Genomic DNA, 18,487 nt, shown 5'->3' on the forward strand with positions numbered 1-18,487 from the left:
GCCCGGCAGGTTTGCCCTCGGTTGCCCCGCGGCATGACCGTGGGCGAGCGCCAGGCCGGAAGCGACTTCGCCAACGGCCGCCCGCTCCAGCCCGGCCGGAAATGCGGCCACGCGGTCGCATACCCCGCGTTCCACACCCCCCGATCCGGTGGTCAGCCGCGGTCGTCACCTTCCTGCGGATCCCACGCCAGCAGCCGCACCTTGGCCACCGTCCGGACGTGTGTGCGCATGGCCTCGGCCGCCCTGTCCGGGTCGCCCGCCCGGATCGCCTCCAGGATCGCCCGGTGCTGCGCCATGGACTGGTGCGGCCGCTCCGGCTGGCGCAGCGACTCGTTCCTGCTCTCGGCGATCTGCACCGAGATCGAGCGCATGAACTCGGCCAGCAGCCCGCTGCGCGCGGCCGCGGTGATCGCCTCGTGGAACCGCCGGTCGCCCTCGATGCCGTAGCCGCCGTCCTCGATCTCGGCCGCCATGTGCTCCAGCGCGGCGTCCATCGCGGCCAGGTCCTCGTCGGTGCGCCGCATGGCGGCCAGCTCGGCCAGCTTCGTCTCCAGCGCCTCGCGCGCCTCCAGCACCTCGGGCAGCCTGCGGCGGCGTGCCATCATCTCGTCCACCGTCTCGACGGCCAGCCGGTCGGCGCGCAGGTAGGTGCCGCCGCCGTGCCGGGACTCGACCAGTCCCTGCACCTCCAGCACCACGATGGCCTGCTTGACCGATGCACGGCTGACCCCGAGCCGCTCGGCCAGCTCCCGCTCACCGGGCAGCTTGTCGCCCGCGCGCAGGCCCGCCTCCTCGACATGCGCCTTGATGCGCTCGATGACCTGCTCGTACAGCCGCAGCCGGTTCACCCGGCTCAGGGCCCCAGACACCGGAACTACCCTTCGCTCGTCGATCGGCGCAGCGCGTACCGACGCTCGACCACGGACAAACTGGATAAGCCACTCTACCAATGAGACCTTGACAGTGACGCCGCTCACGAGACAAAGTGGCTCATCCACTAATCCACTCAGCCACCAGTCCGTTGGCGACGTCAAGGAGGACGGTCGTGTCCGCGGAAATGATCTCGATCCTCGTCCTCGCCGTGATCTTCGTGCTGGCCACGACGCTGTCGATCAACATGGGCGCGCTCGCCTTCGCGGGCGCCTTCCTGGTCGGCACGCTGGCCGGTGGCCTGGATTCCGACGGCATCTTCGCCGGCTTCCCCGGCGACATCTTCGTCGTGTTGGTCGGCGTCACGTACCTGTTCGCCATCGCCCGCGCCAATGGCACGACCGACTGGCTGGTCGGCGCCGCGGTGCGCCTGGTCGGCGGCCGTATCGCGCTCATCCCGTGGGTGATGTACGTGATCACCGCGGTCCTGACCGCCATCGGCGCGCTCAGCCCGGCCGCGTGCGCGATCGTCGCCCCGATCGCCCTCGGGTTCGCCGCCCGGTACGACATCAGCCCGCTGCTGATGGGTGCCATGGTGGTGCACGGCGCGCAGGGCGGCGGCTTCTCCCCGATCAGCGTCTACGGCTCGATCGTCAACGGCATCGTCGAGCGCAACGACCTGCCCGGCAGCCCGACGGTGCTGTTCCTGGCGTCGCTGACCATGAACACCGCCATCGCGGCCGTGCTGTACGTGGTGCTCGGTGGCACCAGGCTGCCGCGGCGGGAGCTGGTCAAGGTCGGCGCCGGTTCGGACGTGCCGTCCGGCGGGTCGGCCGGTTCCGGCGGTGACGGGCAGGACGACCCGCTGCCGCACGAGCGCCGCATCCCGCTGGACGCGCCGAAGATCGCCACGCTGCTCGGCCTGGTGGCACTGGTGGTCAGCACCCTGGTGTTCGAGCTGGACGCCGGCCTGACCGCGATCACGATCGCCGTGGTGCTGAGCGTGCTGTGGCCGAACAGCACCAGGAAGGCGGTCAGCGAGATCACCTGGCCGACCGTGCTGCTGATCTGCGGTGTGCTCACCTACGTCGGCGTGCTGCAGGAGATCGGCACGATCGAGTACGTCGGCAACGCGGTCAGCAACGTCGGCATCCCGCTGCTGGCGGCCGTGCTGTTGTGCTACATCGGCGGCATCGTCTCGGCGTTCGCCTCGTCGGTCGGGCTGATGGGCGCGCTGATCCCGCTCGCCCTGCCGTTCCTGGCGCAAGGCACCATCGGCCCCATCGGCATGGTGGCCGCGATCGCCGTCGCGTCGACCATGGTGGACGTCAGCCCGTTCTCCACCAACGGCGCGCTGGTGCTCGCCAACGCCAAGAACGTCGACCGTGACCGCTTCTTCAAACAGTTGATGGGCTACGGCGCGATCGTCGTCGCGGTGGCGCCGCTGGCCGCTTGGCTGGTTCTCGTCGTCCCCGGCTGGGGCTAGGAGGAATGTGCATGACCACGCACCTGCTACCCGATTTGGCCGACGTCTCCCGTCGCGGTGACCGCGTTGCCCTGCGGTTCGGCGACACGGCGTTGACCTACCGGGAGCTCGCCGCCGTCGCCGCCGGCACGGCGAGCCGGCTGGCCGGACTGCGCCGTGTGGCGGTCTGGGCCACTCCCACGGCCGAGACGTGCGCCGCGGTGGTCGCCGCGCTCGCCGCGGGCGTGGCGGTGGTGCCGATCAACCCCAAGATCGGCAAGCGGGAGCTGTCGCACATCGTCGGCGACGCCGAGCCGGACCGGGTGCTGGCCGCTCCCGGTGCCGAGCTCCCGGGCGAGCTGGCCGGCCTGCCGCGCATCGACGTGACGCTGACCCCGCCCGCGCAGCCGGGTCCGTGGCCTGCCGAGCCGCCTGCCTCCACTCCCGCGTTCATCGTCTACACCTCAGGGACGACCGGCCCGCCGAAGGGTGTGGTGCTGCCCCGGCGCGCCCTCACCTCGAACCTGGACGCGCTGGCCGAGGTGTGGGAATGGACGGCGGACGACGTGCTGGTGCACGGGTTGCCGCTGTTCCACGTGCACGGGCTGATCCTCGGCGTGGTCGGCCCGCTGCGGCGTGGCTGCACCCTGCACCACGTCGGGAAATTCTCCACCGAGGCGGTCGCGGCCGAGCTGGCCGGTGACGCCACCATGCTGTTCGGCGTCCCGACCATGTACCACCGGCTGGCCGAGGACTGCGCCGCCGACCGGGAGATGGCCGAGGCGATCGGGCGGGCCCGGCTGCTGGTGTCCGGCTCGGCCGCCCTGCCCGCCACCGAGCACCAGCGCATCGAGCAACTCACCGGACAGCGGGTCGTCGAGCGCTACGGGATGACCGAGACGCTGATGAACTGCAGCGTCCGGTTCTCCGGCGACCGCCGTCCCGGCACGGTCGGGCTGCCGTTGCCGGGTGTCGACCTCCGCCTGGTCGACGACGACGGCAACCCCATCCCGGAGCAGGACACCGACGCCGTCGGCGAGATCGAGGTGCGGGGCCCGAACCTGTTCCTCGGCTACCTCAACCGGCCGGACGCCACGGCGGAGGCCATGCACGACGGGTGGTTCCGCACCGGGGACATGGCCAGGCGCGACCCGGACGGCTACGTCCGCATCGTCGGCAGGCGTGCCACCGACCTGATCAAGAGCGGCGGGTACAAGATCGGCGCGGGCGAGATCGAGAACGTGCTGCTCGACCACCCGCAGGTCGCCGAGGTCGCGGTGACCGGGGAGCCGGATCCCGACCTGGGCGAGCGCATCGTCGCCTGGGTGGTGGCCAGGGACGAGCGGCCGAGCGCCGACGAGCTCATCGCCCACGTGGCCGAGCAGCTCGCCGCCCACAAGCGCCCGCGCGAGGTGCGCTTCCTGTCCGCGCTCCCCCGCAACGACATGGGCAAGGTGATGAAGCGTGCGCTCCGTGCTTGACCACGTCGTCAGTGACTTCACCCCCCTCCCCGCCCCCGGTGACGACCACGGCCGCGACGGCCCGCTCGGCTGGCCCGGATACGGCGACCAGCGCGACCGCGCCGAGCAGCAGACGGGCGCGAGCGAAGCGGTCGTCTGCGGCCGTGGTCGTCTTGCCGGCCGGGAGGCGATCGTGATCCACTTCGAGTTCGGCTACCTGGGCGGCTCGCTCGGCGCCGGAGCCGGTGCCCGGATCGCCGACGCTTTCGACCGGGCAGTGGCGGAACGGCTCCCCGTGGTCACGTTCATCGCCTCGGGTGGCACCCGGATGCAGGAGGGCATGGTCGCCCTGCGGCAGCTGCAGACGCTGGCCCACCACTGCGTGCGCCTGCGCGACCACGGGCTGCCGCACGTGGCGGTGCTGAACGATCCGACGACCGGCGGCGTGTGGGCCACCCTCGGATCGTCGGCGGACGTCGTCGTGGCCCTGCCAGGAGCTCAGGTCGCCTTCGCCGGGCGGCGGGTCCGCTCGGGCCCGGACGCCGACGACCCGGTCTACACCGCCGAGTCGCACTGGCACGCCGGGCAGGTCGACGAGGTGGTCGGCGCGGACGAGCTCGGTGCCTGCGTGGCCGAGTGGCTGGAGCTGCTGACCGGCGGCTCGCCGGAACCGGCGGAGGTACCGCGGGCGCTGGGCGGCGCCGACGAGGCCGCGGACGGCTGGCAGGCGGTGCAACGAACCCGGGACGCGCGGCGGCCACGCGCCCAGGCTTACCTCGACGACTACTTCGACCGCCGCCGCTACATCTCCGGCGACCGGGCGGGTGGCGTCGACAGCGGGATGCTCTGCGGCGTCGGCCGTCGCGGCGGGCGGTCCATCGCCTTCGCCGCGCAAACCGGCACCCGGACCACTCCCGCGGGTTTCCGCACCGCGACGCGGCTCGTGCGGCTGGCCGACCGGCTCGGCCTGCCCGTGCTGACCCTCGTGGACACCCCGGGCGCGGCCGCCGACCCGGAGGCGGAGCGGGCGGGCGTCGGACCGGCGATCGCGGAACTGTTCACCACCATCGCGGCCGCGCGCGTCCCGGTCACCACGCTGGTGATCGGGGAAGGCGGGTCCGGTGGTGCGCTGGCCGCGTGCTCCCCCGACCGGCTGTGGATCACCCCGGACGCCTACTTCTCGGTGATCGCTCCCGAGCTGGCGGCCGCCATCCTCAAGCGGCCGGAGGCCGAGGTCCCCGACCTGGCCAGGACGCTGCGGCTCCGGCCGAGCGACCTGCTGGAACTGGGCGTGGTCGACGGCATCGCCGAAGCGCGGCCCCGGCCGGCCACCCCGGTGCACGCGGTCCGCGCCACATCTAGTTGATACATCAACCAAATCGCCATAGCATGGTCGACGCAGCATCGGCCGCAACAGAGCGGAGCGGACATGAGGCCACGGACCGCGTTGATCAGGCTTGGCGTCGACATCGGCGAGTTCACCGATCCCGCCGGCGCGGTGGAGCGCGCCGTCGAGGCGGAGCGGCTCGGTTACGACTACGTACTGGCCGCGAGCACCGAAGGCGGCCTGGACGCCTGGGCGTTGCTCAGCTGGACGGCCGCTCGCACGGAACGGATCGGCCTGGTCGCCGCGGGCCTGGACGTGGCGGAGATCCGTCCGGCGGTGCTCGCCAGGGCGGCAGGCAGCCTCGACGTGCTCGGCAAGGGCCGGGTGACACTGGAGCTTCGGCCGGGCCCGGCGGCCGCCGAGGCAGTGACGGTGCTCCGCCGGATGTGGGACACCTCGCAGCGTCGTGTCCACCACGACGGAGCGTTCCGGCTGGCCGGGGCCGAGCCCGGCCCGCTCCCAGCGCACGACGTGCGCATTTGGATCGGCGGGGACGACCCGAACGCTGTCAAGGTAGCCGCGGACGCAGCGGACGGGTGGCGTGCAGGCGTTCCCGGACAAGACAGTCGGCAGCTGGCCCGGACCATGCAGCTGCTGGCGAAAGCCCTCGCCGAAGCCGGCCGCGACGAGCGCGAACTGGATCGCGTGGTCACACTGCCGGACACGGTCGGCGCGCAGGACGTCGAGACCTTGGCTTCACTGGTCACCGAACACGGAGTCACGACGTTCGTGCTGCGGATCGACGAGCGGTCCCCGGCGGATGCGCTCGAGCGGTTCGCGCGCGAGGTTGCGCCGCGGCTGAACGAGGCCGCTCAGCACGCGATGACGGAAGGACGCTTCTCACCCGTCCCGATGCGGCGTGCCGAGGTGCGCGCCCAGCGGGTGCCGGGCATCGACTACGACGGGCTGCCCGCCAACCTCGCGGCGACCGCCGTCGAGCCGGGTGACCTGCTCTACCCCACCACTCGCTCGACCTATCTGCGCGGCGGCGCGCCCGGGTTGGTGCTCCGCCCGCAAACGGTGGACGACGTGGTCGATGCGGTGGCGTTCGCCCACCGGCACCGGCACGTCCCGCTCGGGATTCGCAGCGGCGGGCACGGCATCAGCGGCCGATCCACCAATGACGGCGGCTTGGTGATCGATCTCGGCGCACTGAACGCCATCGAAGTGCTCGACGAGGATCGGCGGCTGGTCCGCATCGGGCCGGGCGCCCGATGGCGTGACGTCGCCAGGGCGCTGCAGCCGTACGGGTGGGCGCTCGGCTCGGGCGACTACGGCGGCGTCGGCGTCGGCGGCCTGGCGACCTCGGGCGGGATCGGGTACCTGAGCCGCAAGCACGGACTCACCATCGACCACCTGCAGGCGGTGGACATGGTCCTCGCCGACGGCTCCACGGTGCGGGCCAGCCACGCGGAGAACCCCGAGTTGTTCTGGGCGGTGCGCGGGGCGGGCGCCGGCTTCGGCATCGTGACCGGGTTCGAATTCACCGTGGACGAGGTGAGCGACGTTGGCTGGGCACAGCTGGCGTTCTGGGTGGCCGATCCGGCCGACTTCCTGCTGAAGTTCGGCGCAGCGGTCACCGCGGCGCCGCGTGAGACGACACCGTTCCTCATCATGAACAGCAGCTCCGCGCAGGTGATGGCGATGGTGGCGACGGACGACCCGGACGAGATCCTGGCGCAGCTTCGCCCGATCGCCCAGATCGCGCCCCTGGTGCAGCAGCAAGTGGTGGTCGCCCCCTACGCGGCGGTGATGAACATGTTCCCCGACGCTCCGCACCAGGGCCGCGGCGAACCGGTCTCGCGGTCCGGCCTGGTCACGTCCATCACTCCGGAGTTCGCCGAGGACAGCGCTCGGCTGCTCGCCAGCGGCGCGGTGCACTGGTTCCAGCTGCGCAGCATGGGTGGCGCGATCGCCGACGTGGCACCGGAGGAGACCGCGTTCGCCCACCGCGACGCGGCTTTCCAGATCACCGCCATGGGCAGCCATCCCCAGCGGGTGGACCGCTGGTGGAACGAGCTGCGCAAGCATTTCAGCGGCATCTACCTCAACTTCGAAAGCGACACCAGCCCGCAGCGGGTGGCCGAGGCGTTCCCGCCCCCAGTGCTGTCGCGGCTGCGCAAGCTCAAGGCCGAGCTCGACCCGACCGGCTTGTTCCGGGACAACTTCACCCTTGCCGAGAACCCCGTGGGGAGAACAGCATGACCGACTACGGACACGAGTTGTTGTTTGGCACCTTCGTCACCCCCACGGCGCAGCCGGTGCGGCATGCGGTCGAGCAAGCCGTCGTGGCCGATCGTGCGGGCCTCGACCTGGTCACGTTCCAGGACCACCCCTACGTCGCCCGGTTCCACGACACGTGGACGCTCATCGCTTACGCCGCGGCACGCACCGAACGCGTGCGCCTGACCGCGAACGTGACGAACCTGCCGTTGCGCCCGCCGGCCCAGCTCGCACGCAGTGTGGCGACGCTCGACCGGCTGTCCGGTGGCCGCATCGAGCTCGGTCTCGGCGCCGGAGGCCACTGGGACGCCATCGCGTCGATGGGCGGCAGGCGGCTCCGGCCGGGCGAGTCGATCGAGGCGCTCGAGGAAGCCGTGCAGATCATTCGCGGGGTGTGGGACACCGACACGCGAGGCGGCTTGACCCTGGAAGGCAAGTACTACTCCGTGCGCGGCATGAAGCGGGGCCCTGCTCCGGCGCATCGGCCGGGCATCTGGATCGGCGCCTACAAGCCGCGCATCCTGCGCACCATCGGCCGGATCGGTGACGGCTGGTTGCCGTCCTACCAGTACCTGCCGAACGGACCCGACCACCTGGCCTCCGGCAGCGCGATCATCGACGAAGCCGCGGAATCCGTCGGCCGGGATCCACGGGACATCCGGCGGCTGCTGAACATCACCGGCGAGTTCGCCGAGACCAGCCGGGGGTTCCTGCAAGGACCACCGGACCAGTGGGTGGAAGAACTGACCGACCTCGCGCTGACCTACGGCACCAGCGTGTTCGTGCTGGTCTCCGACGACACCACGACGACCGAGGTGTTCGCCAAGGAAGTCGCCCCCGCAGTACGCGAGGAGGTACAACGGGAGCGCGCCGCCCAGCCGACCGGGTGACCCCTGACCGGCCGGGGTGCGTCAGCCGCACAGCGCCGTCGACGGGCACCGCCCTCTGCGACCACTCGCCGTGATCTCCGGCTGCTCGATGGTTGGCACGGATTTCTTGGCCGCGTCGTCGGGTGCGGTCGCGCATTCCAAGCTGCGACTCGCGCATCACATCACCTGGCCCAGGGGGACCGTTGCAACCATCCGTAGCAGCCCTGTCCGCAACAGCACCCGCAGCAGCCATACCGCGGCGGCGCACAGCTTCCTCTGCGGAAGAACTGCACCGGCCTCATCGTCTCCGTCATCGCCGGAGTCGTGGTCGTCGCTGTCGCCTTGCCCCCGGTTCGTCCTCAGCGACGACAAGAGCGATGACAAGAGCGACGACAAGGACGACAAGGACACCGCTGCGGCGAGCTCGTCAGCCGCCGCAAGCGCTCCCAGCCCGGTCCCGGCCAAGCGTGGCGTCGCGCTCGATCCGGCGACGACATGCCGCAGGAATACGTCCAGCAAGCCACAGCAGTCGCCCACCAGGTGGTGGACGCTCTCAACAAGCACGACGCCGAGCTCGGCGGACAGCTCACCTGCGAGGGCTCGGTCGTGCCCGCGCTGAATTCATGCCGGAGGACCAGCAGGCTCGTTTCGTCGGCGCAGGCCCGACCGCATCGATCAAGTTGAGCGCCGGCATCCGGCTCAACTACGACGGCAAGCCAGGCGCCACCCGCACGACGCTCATCGTGCGGCGTGATGGCGTGTGGTGCGTGGACATGATGATCTGACGGCGGTCACCGAACAACGGAATGATCTGACGGCGGTCACCGAACGACGGATCACAGCCGGCCCGGTGGACGCCGAAGCGGTCACCGTGAAGCCATGTCGCCGGTGCCCGGCACCCCTTCGGCCAGCCCGTAGCGCAGGTGCACGATGCCCGCCGGGCCGGCCGTGGGCGGCTCCAGCAACTTCAGGTTCGACGGCACCGCGCCACCGTCGAAGACCTGCTTGCCGGTGCCGAGCACGATCGGGTGCACCCACAGGCCGAGCTCGTCGAAGAGCTTCTCGGCCAGCAGGGTCTGCACCAGGTTCAGGCTGCCGACCACTTTCACGTGCTCGTGGCGGGCCCGGATGTCGCGCACCTCGCTGACCAGGTCCGCGCCGATCTGTTGCGACCCGGCCCAGGACAAGTCGGGCTTACCGCGCGAAGCCACGTACTTGGGGATGCGGTTGAACAATTCCGCGAACGCGGCGTCCTCGCCGTCCTGCTGATACGGCCAGTAGGCGGCGAAGATCTCGTACGTGCGGCGGCCGAGCAGCAGGGCGTCGGTGTGTTCGTACGCGGCGGCGATCTTCTCGCCCGTGGCCTCGTCCAGCAGTGGTGCCTGCCAGCCGCCGTAGGCGAAGTTCAGCGGATCCTCGTCCGGGCTGCCCGGCGCTTGGCCGACCAGGTCCAGTGTCGTGAACAGCTCGATCTCGATGAAACCCATGGAGTCTCCCGGTGATGAGAAAACGTCGTCGTGACGGGTAGACCCCAGCGCCCGGCAGAACTCATCGGTCGCGATACGTCCGCCCACGCGATACCCGCGCTGGCAGGCGGACACGAGCCGCCGTCCACCTCTTGTCGGCATCGGGCCCCTGTCCGCTACCCGGCTGCGCGCCTTCGTCGGGCCGGTCGCGGCTTTCCGCCGCGCCAAAGCCAACGCTTCGATGAACTTTGTCCAAAATGACCACAGCCCGGGCCCCGTTGTGCAAAGCTCACGGCACCAACGAACGGGGGTCAGCAAGCATGGCCGAAGTGTCCGACCCGCGCGGGGTCTTCCAGGTCCGGGCTAGCGACGACGTGATCGAAGGCGTGACCGTCTCGCCGCTGTGGGAGCGCTACTACCCGGACCCACAGGAGTTCTGCAAGGTGCTCAGCGAAACCATCCGCGCCGCGTTGCCGGCTCCGGACGAAGCCGATCAGCGAGAGGACTTGCCCGATCGGCGGCATCAGGCCGACGAGCTCAGGCCGATGGAGCTGGAGCGGTCCAGGAGCTTCTGGAACAACTTCCACCTGCTGCAACGCAAGCTGGAGCAGCGGCGCGAGCGAGCACTCGCCGGAGAGCTGCCGGAATGGGAGCCACCCGAGCCGGTCGAGGACGAGCACAAACGCTGGGGCGTCGATTTCGACGCCGACGGGCGCTTCGCGATGATCGGGATCGCGCCGGAGGTGTTCGAGAACGCCAGCGCGGCCATGCTGTCGAACCTGATCAGCGAGGCCCTGCGCGACCTGCACCTGAACCAGGGCCGTCCCGCCGATCCGGAGTGGGAAGAAATCACCGAGCTGCAGGCCAACTGCGAGAAGTTCCTGGCCGGATGACGCCTGCCGGACACGTCTGAGGAACGGAAGGATTCGATGTCGGTCGAAGACACCATCAAGAAGATCAGGCAGGCGTGCACCGACATGGAGAAGGCGTACGCCGACCTCGCCAAGATGGCCAAGCCGGCCATGGACCAGCTGCAAACCGCCATCGGCAACCTGTACCAGTGGAAGTACACGCTCTACCCGCGCGGCAGCACCAAGCCGGTGGTGGAGTACCGGGACACCCGCTACAACTGGTTCGAGCGGTACGTCCTGCTCAGCATGGGCGGGGGATGGACCGAGGAACACGTCCCCCACCCGCGGGCGGAGGAAGCCAGGCAGCGGGTCAGGGAGCTGCTCGGCAAGGCCAACGCCAACGACGAGGTGTTCGAGGCCAGGGTCTCCAGCATCGCGGAGACGCCGCGGAAGGTCGCCGACACGCTGGAGGTGTGGCTCCGCGTCCGGGATTCGCTGAGCAAGAAGGTCGGCGCGGCGATCCCCAGCGACCCCGCCTACATCCCGACGACGGCGGAGGAAGGCTGGGAGAGCCCGCTGGCCAGCAGCGCCTACGGGGCGATCGTGTCGTCGCAGAACCGGGCGGCGGACGGCGCGCGGCAGGTGATCAGCGGGCTGATCGACAACAGCGCGAAGTTCCTGGCCAGCATCGAGCAGACGCTGGCGGCCTACGCCAATCAGACGGTCGAGCTCAACAAGTACTACACCAACATCATCAGCGGCGCCGGCGGCTTGTTGAAGAAGCCCGACTTCTCCACCATCACGGGCCTGATCGACGAGGGCTTCAAGGTGGTGAACGGGCTCGCCGAGAAGGAACTGCGCGAGGCCAAGGACTTCGCCAGCATGCTCAACAGGTCGATCGAAGCCATGCTGGCCATCGAGAAGCTCAACGGTGACATCGACGCGTTGAGCGAACGGGAGACCGACCAGGGGTGGCCGGCCCCGATCGCGATCAAGGCGGCGCCGCCGGACGGCACCCCGGACCGCGGCGAGCTGGTGATGGACGCCAGGTACTTCACCGACCATGCGAAGTTCTGGGACGACATTTCGGGGGATCTGAAGGATCTGAGCAGTCAGGCCAAGACCGTGCCGGACATCCCGACGATGTTCACCAAGGTGCCGACGTTCTCGGCGGACCAGTCGACGGCGTTGAACAAGCTGGCCGACCGGATCACCGACGACGTGCTGAGCCAGGGCAGCAGGGCGACCGCCGAGCTGGCCGACAAGTTGCGCGCGGCCAGGCACGACTACCTGATGCGGGAACTGCAGAACGAGCAAGAGGTCCGCGCGATCGAGCAGGAGCTGGACTGACGGCCGAGCCGCACCTGGGGCGCGGCTTCGCAGTATCCGGACCGACAGGCGGCCGGGGACGCGGCAAGCGACCCCGGCCGCCTGTCGTGTGCCCGTTGTTGTGTGGTCGTCTTCTCCGTCCCCCCACGCCCTCCCACGGGCTCCTGGGCCTGGACGCCTGGCTGCCCCGCCACCGGCAACCAAGCACACATCACACCGGCCCGGACCGGGCAAGTCCCCCGTGCGGTAGCTCAGCGGGCCGCCACAATCGACCACGTCCGGGTCGATGTCCGTCCCGGACTCTGCGCCACCGTCCCTGAGCGCCCCGCACCTCGACTCGCCCTGCCGCGCGGGCACACCTGCGGGTCCGGGCTGCGCGATCACCGACCACCGCCGGTGATCAGCGGGATGGAGATGAAGTCGGCGATCGCTTTCTGGCCGGCGATGTTGGCGTGAATGCCGTCGGAATCGTAGGCAGGATTGAGCTGGTTGGGTTGCACCGGGTCCTTGAGCACCTGGTCGAAGTCGAGCACACCGTCGCAAGTGTCCGTGCAGTTGTTCCAGCGCTTGACGAAGGTGCCCACCTCATGGCGGTACCTGTTCTGCTGCTCGGTGTACGAGGCGCGCGGCGTGATCGGGGTGACGTAGACCTTGACGCCCGCGGCACGCAGGCGCCGGAACACCTCGCGGTAGCTGTCCAGGATCTGCTCGTCCGTGCAGCCGAACGCGAGGTCGTTGGTTCCGTAGTAGTAGATCACCGCCGACACGCCGTGCAGCTCGAGGACGTCGCGTTCGAGCCGGGCGAGCGCATCGAGCCCGCGGGCACCGCCCGGGATGGACGGGCAGGCGGCCGAGCTGGTCGTGCCGGCAACGCCCGCGTTGGCCACCGCGTACTGTCGGGTCGCGGGCGCCTCACGGACGATGCGCCGCGCCAGCTCGTCGGTCCACCGCCGGTTCGTCCCCAGCTCGGTGCAGCCGGGACCGCAGTCGGTGCTGCCCGTGCCGTCGACCACGGAGCTACCGAAGGGCACGATCGTGCCGCGCAGCTTCGGATTCTGCACGTCCACCGCGCTGACGAAATACGTCGACGTCGTCTTCTCGGTGTACGAGGAACCGGAACGCTCGGACGTGACATCGCCGGACCCGGCGGGTGACAAGTAATTCTCGCGGAATGCGGAATTGTGCTGTCCCGGGACGGCCGTGCCGGACACGTGGAGGCTGATGGCGATGTCGGAATCGGGCCGGGTGGTCAGCCGGACCGGGTCACTCCAGACGTCGCCACCCGGTGGGATGGTGACGGCGCTGTTCCCGGCAAAGGTCGCCGGACGCGGATCGACGACCTCGGCCCCGCCAGCGCTGACGCCTACCGTCGCGCGGTCGATCCGCAACGGCTCGGTGCCGAAGGTGTTCTGCACCCGGAATCGCACGGCGTGGCCGCCTTGGCTCAGGTGCGCGATCATGCGGACCGACTGGTTGGCGAGCTGCCTGCCGGCCAGGCGTTCCTGCGACTGCGCCCACACCGTCACCCACGCCGTGCCGCGCTCGCCCGCATGCGAAGGTGCCGCCAGGAACGCGGCGCTCGCCAGGACCACTGCGGATGCCGCCACGGCCGCCCAACGTCGACGCCTCATGAACTCCCCCGGGAAAGGTGCAACGGCACGATGAAGATCGTCGAGTTTGTGAAGAAAGCTACTCTTGGCCGTCAGCGAACGCGATCGTTCTGAAACCTACGGGCAGCAGCGCCCGTCGGCCGGGGCAGAAATTCATCACAAGTGATGACAATGCGCTGCGCCGGAATCACGTGAATCCGGCGCAGCGCTTGCCGCAGATGGAACGCGTACGCGCCCGAACCTTGCGCATGGTCCGGTGGCACCGACCGGCCGGGGTGAAGGCCGTACGGGCAGAGTCGCCGAACCCGGTCACCATGGCCGCCGTGCGCACGGACCGGGAAGCGCAGAGCTGCCCCACGCGTGCTGCTGGCTCACAAACGGTCGGCCGCCACGTCAGAAGATGTCTGCCAGATCCCGATCGGCGACATCCTCGGGCGCAAGGTCATGCTCGGCCATGCCGCCTGCGCGCATGACACTGACCGAGTCGGCCACCGCCAGCGCCTGGTGCACGTTCTGCTCGACGAGGATGATGGTCCGATCGCCCCGGCGGAGCGTCGCCACGGTGGCCAACACCGCGTCGGCCAGCTTCGGGGAAAGGCCGACCGAAGGCTCGTCCAGCAGCAACACCCGTGGATTGGCCAGGAAAGCGCGGGCGATGGCCACCTGCTGCTGTTGCCCCCCGGAAAGCGACCCGGCCAACGAGTGCCACGCCTCGTCCAGCACCGGGAACAGCTCCCGGGCGCTGGCCAGCCTCTCCTCGACCTCACCGCCGGTCGCCCGGCCGAGGCGGCAGGTGTTCCACATAGCGAGCCGGATGTTCTCCGCCACCGTCAGATCCGCGAACACCCCTCGCCCCTGAGGTACCAGGACGACACCGGCGCGGGCGACGTCGCCCGCAGCCCGCCGGGTCAGGTCCGTGTCGCCGAAGGTGATCCGCCCGCTCGCCGGGCGCACGAGTCCGGCCAGCGTGCGCAACAGCGTCGACTTCCCCGCGCCGTTGTGGCCGAGCACCAAGCTGATCTCCCCCGGCCGGAACGATGCGCTCAACGCGTCCACCACGGTGCGATGGCCCAGCCGGACGGTCAGTGACTCGATGGTGAGCACGAATGTCTCCTCGTCGTCCTAGTCTCGCCGCCCGAAGTAGAGCGCGCGCACCACGTCGTTGCCGAACACCTCTTGCACCGTGCCGGTGGCCAGCGCCCGGCCCCGGTCCAGGAACACCACCTTGTCGGCCAGCTCCCTGACCAGCTGCAGGTTATGTTCGATCAGCACGATGACCAGGCCGCGCCGGCGCGCTTCGTCGACCACCTCGCAGAACAAGTCGTACTCGCGTGGCGCCAGGCCGGCGGCTTGCTCGTCGAGCAGCCACACGCGCCCCTCCATGGCGAGCATGCGCGCGATGGACACCGCCTTCTGCTGGCCGTAGCTGAGATTCACGGCAAGGTCTCGCCGGACATCGGACAGCCCGAGTCGGGCCAGAATCCGGTCGACCTTTCCGCGTACCTTGCGCGATCGGGTCGCGACGCGTCGCTCCGCCGCGAACAGCGTCTGGTCGTACACCGAGACGCCGCCGAACAGCCGGAGCTCCTGGAACGATCGGATCACGCCGAGCTTGGCGATGTGCCGTGCCGGTTTGCCGACCAGTTCCACGTCGCCGAGCCGGATGCTGCCCCGGTCCGGGGTGATCAGCCCGGAGATGGCGTTGAACAGCGTCGTCTTGCCTGCGCCGTTCGGTCCGATCAGTGCGGTCACCGCACCGGGTTCCGCGGTCAGCGACACGTCGTCCAGCGCCACCAGGCCGCCGAAGGCGGCTCGCACCGTGTCGATCTGCAAGCTCATGTCGGCACCCGTTCCGTGTCGATGCGACTCGCCGAGGACGGCAGCGTCGACCGGTGGCGGCGACGCAGGGCGCGAAGCCCGCCACCGGTGAGGTAGCCACGAAGCACGACGACCGCGATGATCAACAGTCCGTACACCAGTTGCTGCAGCGGCCCGACCGCGGTCGACGGCAGGTCGAGCAGGCTGATCAGCGGGATGACCGCGATGATCACGGCACTGCCGACGACCGGGCCGATCGCCAGGCCGATGCCGCCGACGACCACGATGGCGACCAGCTTGATCGACATCGCGTAGTCGAATGTCGCCGAATTGACGAACCCGGTGTAGAAGGCGTACAGCACGCCGCCGAGCGCCGACACCGCCGCGCCCAGCATGATGGCCGCGTACTTGCCGGCGATCGGGCTGCGCCCCAGCGTCTGGGTGGCTATCGGGTCCTCCCGGATGGCGTAGAACAGCCTGCCGACCGATCCGCGGCGCAGGACCGCGGTCAAGCCGACCATCACCGCCACCACCGCCCAGATCAGCACGGTTTGGCCTGCCTGATCGGACAGCTCGGCACCCATGATGGTGGGAATGGGGATGCCGGGGATCCCGTCGGTTCCCTTGGTCACCGAGTACCAGCTGATCAGCACCGTCGACACGATGATCTGGAAAGCCAGCGACGCCACCATGAAGTACTCTTCGCTGACCCGCAGGGCGGCGGAAGCAAGCACGAACGCCACGACGACCGCCAGCGCGACGCCGGCCAGGGCGCAGACGACGAGCGAGCCGCCCACCTCGGGGGCGAGCAACGCCGTGACGTATGCGCCAATGCCCATGAACACCGCCTGCGCGGCGGAGAAGACCCCCGCGAAGCCGGTGGTGATGTTCAACCCGATCGCGGCGATTGCGAAGATGCCGGTCAGCGCACCGACCGTGGTCAGGTAGTCGATCATCGCACCAGCTCCACCGGGGGCTCGGAACTCGTCTGCGGTGTCGGTTTCGCCCGCTTCGGCCGGCCTTTGCCGAACATCGCCAGCCCTCGCGGTGCGATCAGGATGATCAGCAGGAACACGGTGAACACCACGCCTTCTTGCCATGCCGGCGGCAGCTGCCAGAGCGCGACGCCCTGGATGACACCGAAGATCAGCGCGCCCGCGGCGGCCCCGGTGATGCTGCCGACCCCGCCGATGATCACCGTGGCGAAGGCGATCAACAGCGGAACGTCACCCATGGTCGGGTACGCACCGAAGATGTAGGCGGCGAAAATCCCCGCGGGCACGGACAGCAGGGCGGCGATGACGAACGCGACCCGCTCGGCGCGCCGCCGCGGCATGCCCCAGACGTCGGCCATCTCCCCGTTGCACGCCGCGGCTCGCATCAACGAGCCGGTCATGGTCCGCCGGAGGAACGTCCGGGTCAGCAGGTAACACACGATCGCGGCCCCGAACGCCATCAGGTTGATCTTCACCAGGTGCAAGCCGGCGACGTCGATCGTGGAGTCCAACGACGTCGGCGGATGCGTCGCGTTCGCCGAGAACACCAAGGTCAACGCCGAGCTGCCGACGATCCACAGCCCGAACGAGGCCAAAAACAGCGGGAAGAGATCGGCTTGCCGCTTGGCCACCGGGCGATACAGCAGGTCGTACGCGGCCATCGTGAAGGCCAGCGACACGACCAGCGTTGCTGCCACCGCGAGCACGAACCCGTGGGGCTCGACCGCGGTGAACGTCAAAGCGCACAAGCTGATGTTCGCGCCGTGCGCGATGTGCAGGATGCCGGTGACGTCGAGGATGAGCGACATCCCGATGGCGATCATGACGTAGATGCCTCCGACGAGCAGCCCGCCGATGGCCAGCTGAACGAACTCGTGCATGCCCGTACCCCCGTCCGCGCTCAGCCGGTCACCTCGACGGTGGTCACGGGTGTGAAGGCACCGTCTTTGATCTTGTAGATGGAGATGGGCGCCTGCAGGGTGTGGTCGGGCAGCAGTTGCAGCTTCCCACCGACCGCGTCGATGCTGCCTTGACGGGCGAACTTCTCGTTGAGGTTGGGCCCGTCGACCTCCTTGCCTTCGGTGACGAGCTGCTTGGCCGCGTTGGCCCACATCAGCACGCCGTTGCAGTAGTTGGCCGCTCCGACGATGACCCCCTCGCCCGGTTTCAGTCCGGTGGTGCGCAAGAAGCCCTTCGTCATGGGGTCCTGCGACGCGAAGTCCATCGCCTGCAGCGTGAACAGGGACCCGTTGGCTTCCTTCAGGTCGAGCACCGCAGGCACCGGGAACGACGACGAGGCGATGATCTGCGTGGTCACACCCGCACTGCGCAGCTGCCGGACGAGCACCGCCTGCGGGTCGCCGGAGAACACCATGAAGATGACGTCGGGGTCGAACGCCTTGATCTTGTCGACTTGTGCGGAGAACGACGTCGCCGACAGCGTCAACGGCAATGTGGCGAGTGTGCGGCCGTTTCCTCGCCACGCCTTGCGGACGACGTCGACCGCGCCTTTGCCGACGATGTCGTCCTGGTAGACCAGCATCGCCTTCTTCGCATCGGGCATCTGCTCCTTCGCGTACGGCAAGCTGGCGCCGAGTTCGGTGCTGAGGAACGGCAGGGTGTTCCACACCCACTCCTTGTTGGCCAGCGTCGGGCTGAGCGCCCCGCCGTTGATCAACGGGACCCGGTGGCGCTCGGCGAGCGGGATGAGCGCCGTGGTGACGGAGCTGTAGGCGCTGAACACCGCCGTTGCGTGGTCGACTGTGGCCAGCTGCGTGAAGCCGGCGATCCCCTTCGCCGTCTCCGCGCCGGTGTCGACGTACTTCACCGTGACCGGATGGGGCAGATCCTTGCTTTCGTTGACTAGCTCGACGCAGCCGTCGATGCCCTTGCGGTATGCCATGCCGAACGAAGCCGCAGGCCCGCTGAGTGGCAACGCCGCGCCGATGACGTACTCGTCCCCGCCGGCACCGGATCCGCCCCCGCCGCAAGCCGCTGCCGGCCAGGTCAGACCGAGCGCGACCAGCGGAGCCAACAGCAGGCTCAACCGCTTCTTCCTCATCCGACCCACCCTTTCGTCGATGTCCGGAGACTGCGGGAGGTGAGGGGCACCCGTGGGCGCAGGCCGTGGCTCCGGCCCGCTC

17 protein-coding genes are annotated in these 18,487 nt (G+C 69.5%); 8 read left to right on the top strand and 9 right to left on the bottom strand.

Going from position 1 to position 18,487, the window contains the following annotated elements; genetic code table 11:
* Positions 1–152: 152 nt before the first annotated feature.
* Positions 153–869 (bottom strand): FadR/GntR family transcriptional regulator, encoded by a 717-nt coding sequence (locus CXP56_RS08735; protein ID WP_028846843.1) that lies wholly within the window; start codon positions 867–869, stop codon positions 153–155.
* A gap of 176 nt (positions 870–1,045) precedes the next feature.
* On the opposite strand from CXP56_RS08735, the gene CXP56_RS08740 reads away from it, so the two are divergent.
* From CXP56_RS08740 to CXP56_RS08760, 5 genes are all read left to right on the top strand, one after another.
* A complete protein-coding gene (locus CXP56_RS08740; protein WP_286900681.1) occupies positions 1,046–2,356 on the top strand; it encodes an SLC13 family permease in 1,311 nt (436 codons plus the stop codon).
* 11 nt (positions 2,357–2,367) lie between these two features.
* The gene (locus CXP56_RS08745; protein ID WP_286900682.1) at positions 2,368–3,816 is read left to right on the top strand and encodes an acyl-CoA synthetase; all 1,449 of its coding nucleotides are present in this window, start codon (positions 2,368–2,370) and stop codon (positions 3,814–3,816) included.
* Entirely contained in the window at positions 3,800–5,161 is a 1,362-nt protein-coding gene (locus CXP56_RS08750; protein WP_286900684.1) for a carboxyl transferase domain-containing protein, read from the top strand. Before CXP56_RS08745 ends, CXP56_RS08750 begins: the two co-directional genes overlap by 17 nt.
* A gap of 63 nt (positions 5,162–5,224) precedes the next feature.
* On the top strand, positions 5,225–7,387 hold the full coding sequence (locus CXP56_RS08755; protein WP_286900685.1) for an LLM class flavin-dependent oxidoreductase: 2,163 nt from the start codon (positions 5,225–5,227) through the stop codon (positions 7,385–7,387).
* Positions 7,384–8,295: an LLM class flavin-dependent oxidoreductase gene (locus CXP56_RS08760; RefSeq protein ID WP_028846847.1), complete on the top strand. Its 912-nt coding sequence runs from the start codon at positions 7,384–7,386 to the stop codon at positions 8,293–8,295. Before CXP56_RS08755 ends, CXP56_RS08760 begins: the two co-directional genes overlap by 4 nt.
* Before the next feature lie 156 nt (positions 8,296–8,451).
* On the opposite strand, the gene CXP56_RS08765 is transcribed toward CXP56_RS08760, so the two are convergent.
* Positions 8,452–8,838, bottom strand: coding sequence for a hypothetical protein (locus CXP56_RS08765; protein WP_028846848.1), 387 nt, complete (start codon positions 8,836–8,838; stop codon positions 8,452–8,454).
* Between the two features lie 59 nt (positions 8,839–8,897).
* On the opposite strand from CXP56_RS08765, the gene CXP56_RS08770 reads away from it, so the two are divergent.
* Positions 8,898–9,059, top strand: a complete 162-nt coding sequence (locus CXP56_RS08770; protein ID WP_156899114.1) for a hypothetical protein — start codon at positions 8,898–8,900, stop codon at positions 9,057–9,059.
* An 81-nt stretch (positions 9,060–9,140) separates the two neighbouring features.
* On the opposite strand, the gene CXP56_RS08775 is transcribed toward CXP56_RS08770, so the two are convergent.
* On the bottom strand, positions 9,141–9,761 hold the full coding sequence (locus CXP56_RS08775; RefSeq protein ID WP_028846849.1) for a dihydrofolate reductase family protein: 621 nt from the start codon (positions 9,759–9,761) through the stop codon (positions 9,141–9,143).
* A 299-nt stretch (positions 9,762–10,060) separates the two neighbouring features.
* Here CXP56_RS08775 and CXP56_RS08780 point away from each other — a divergent pair, with 299 nt between their 5' ends.
* Positions 10,061–10,633, top strand: a complete 573-nt coding sequence (locus CXP56_RS08780) for a hypothetical protein (RefSeq protein WP_028846850.1) — start codon at positions 10,061–10,063, stop codon at positions 10,631–10,633.
* A gap of 36 nt (positions 10,634–10,669) precedes the next feature.
* Entirely contained in the window at positions 10,670–11,941 is a 1,272-nt protein-coding gene (locus tag CXP56_RS08785) for a hypothetical protein (protein WP_028846851.1), read from the top strand.
* A gap of 359 nt (positions 11,942–12,300) precedes the next feature.
* Here CXP56_RS08785 and CXP56_RS08790 read toward each other — a convergent pair whose 3' ends face one another.
* From CXP56_RS08790 to CXP56_RS08815, 6 genes are all read right to left on the bottom strand, one after another.
* Positions 12,301–13,551 (bottom strand): GDSL-type esterase/lipase family protein, encoded by a 1,251-nt coding sequence (locus CXP56_RS08790; RefSeq protein WP_286900688.1) that lies wholly within the window; start codon positions 13,549–13,551, stop codon positions 12,301–12,303.
* Between the two features lie 372 nt (positions 13,552–13,923).
* A complete protein-coding gene (locus CXP56_RS08795; RefSeq protein WP_028846853.1) occupies positions 13,924–14,634 on the bottom strand; it encodes an ABC transporter ATP-binding protein in 711 nt (236 codons plus the stop codon).
* An 18-nt stretch (positions 14,635–14,652) separates the two neighbouring features.
* Positions 14,653–15,369: an ABC transporter ATP-binding protein gene (locus CXP56_RS08800; RefSeq protein ID WP_028846854.1), complete on the bottom strand. Its 717-nt coding sequence runs from the start codon at positions 15,367–15,369 to the stop codon at positions 14,653–14,655.
* Positions 15,366–16,304 carry a branched-chain amino acid ABC transporter permease gene (locus CXP56_RS08805; protein WP_028846855.1) on the bottom strand — a complete coding sequence of 313 codons (939 nt, stop codon included), beginning with the start codon at positions 16,302–16,304 and terminating at the stop codon, positions 15,366–15,368. Before CXP56_RS08805 ends, CXP56_RS08800 begins: the two co-directional genes overlap by 4 nt.
* Positions 16,301–17,224, bottom strand: a complete 924-nt coding sequence (locus CXP56_RS08810) for a branched-chain amino acid ABC transporter permease (protein ID WP_028846856.1) — start codon at positions 17,222–17,224, stop codon at positions 16,301–16,303. Before CXP56_RS08810 ends, CXP56_RS08805 begins: the two co-directional genes overlap by 4 nt.
* Positions 17,225–17,244: 20 nt before the next feature.
* The gene (locus tag CXP56_RS08815; RefSeq protein WP_286900689.1) at positions 17,245–18,405 is read right to left on the bottom strand and encodes an ABC transporter substrate-binding protein; all 1,161 of its coding nucleotides are present in this window, start codon (positions 18,403–18,405) and stop codon (positions 17,245–17,247) included.
* Positions 18,406–18,487: the final 82 nt, after the last annotated feature.

It is taken from the genome of Thermocrispum sp., from assembly GCF_002919275.1.
GTDB classification, from domain to species: domain Bacteria; phylum Actinomycetota; class Actinomycetes; order Mycobacteriales; family Pseudonocardiaceae; genus Thermocrispum; species Thermocrispum agreste.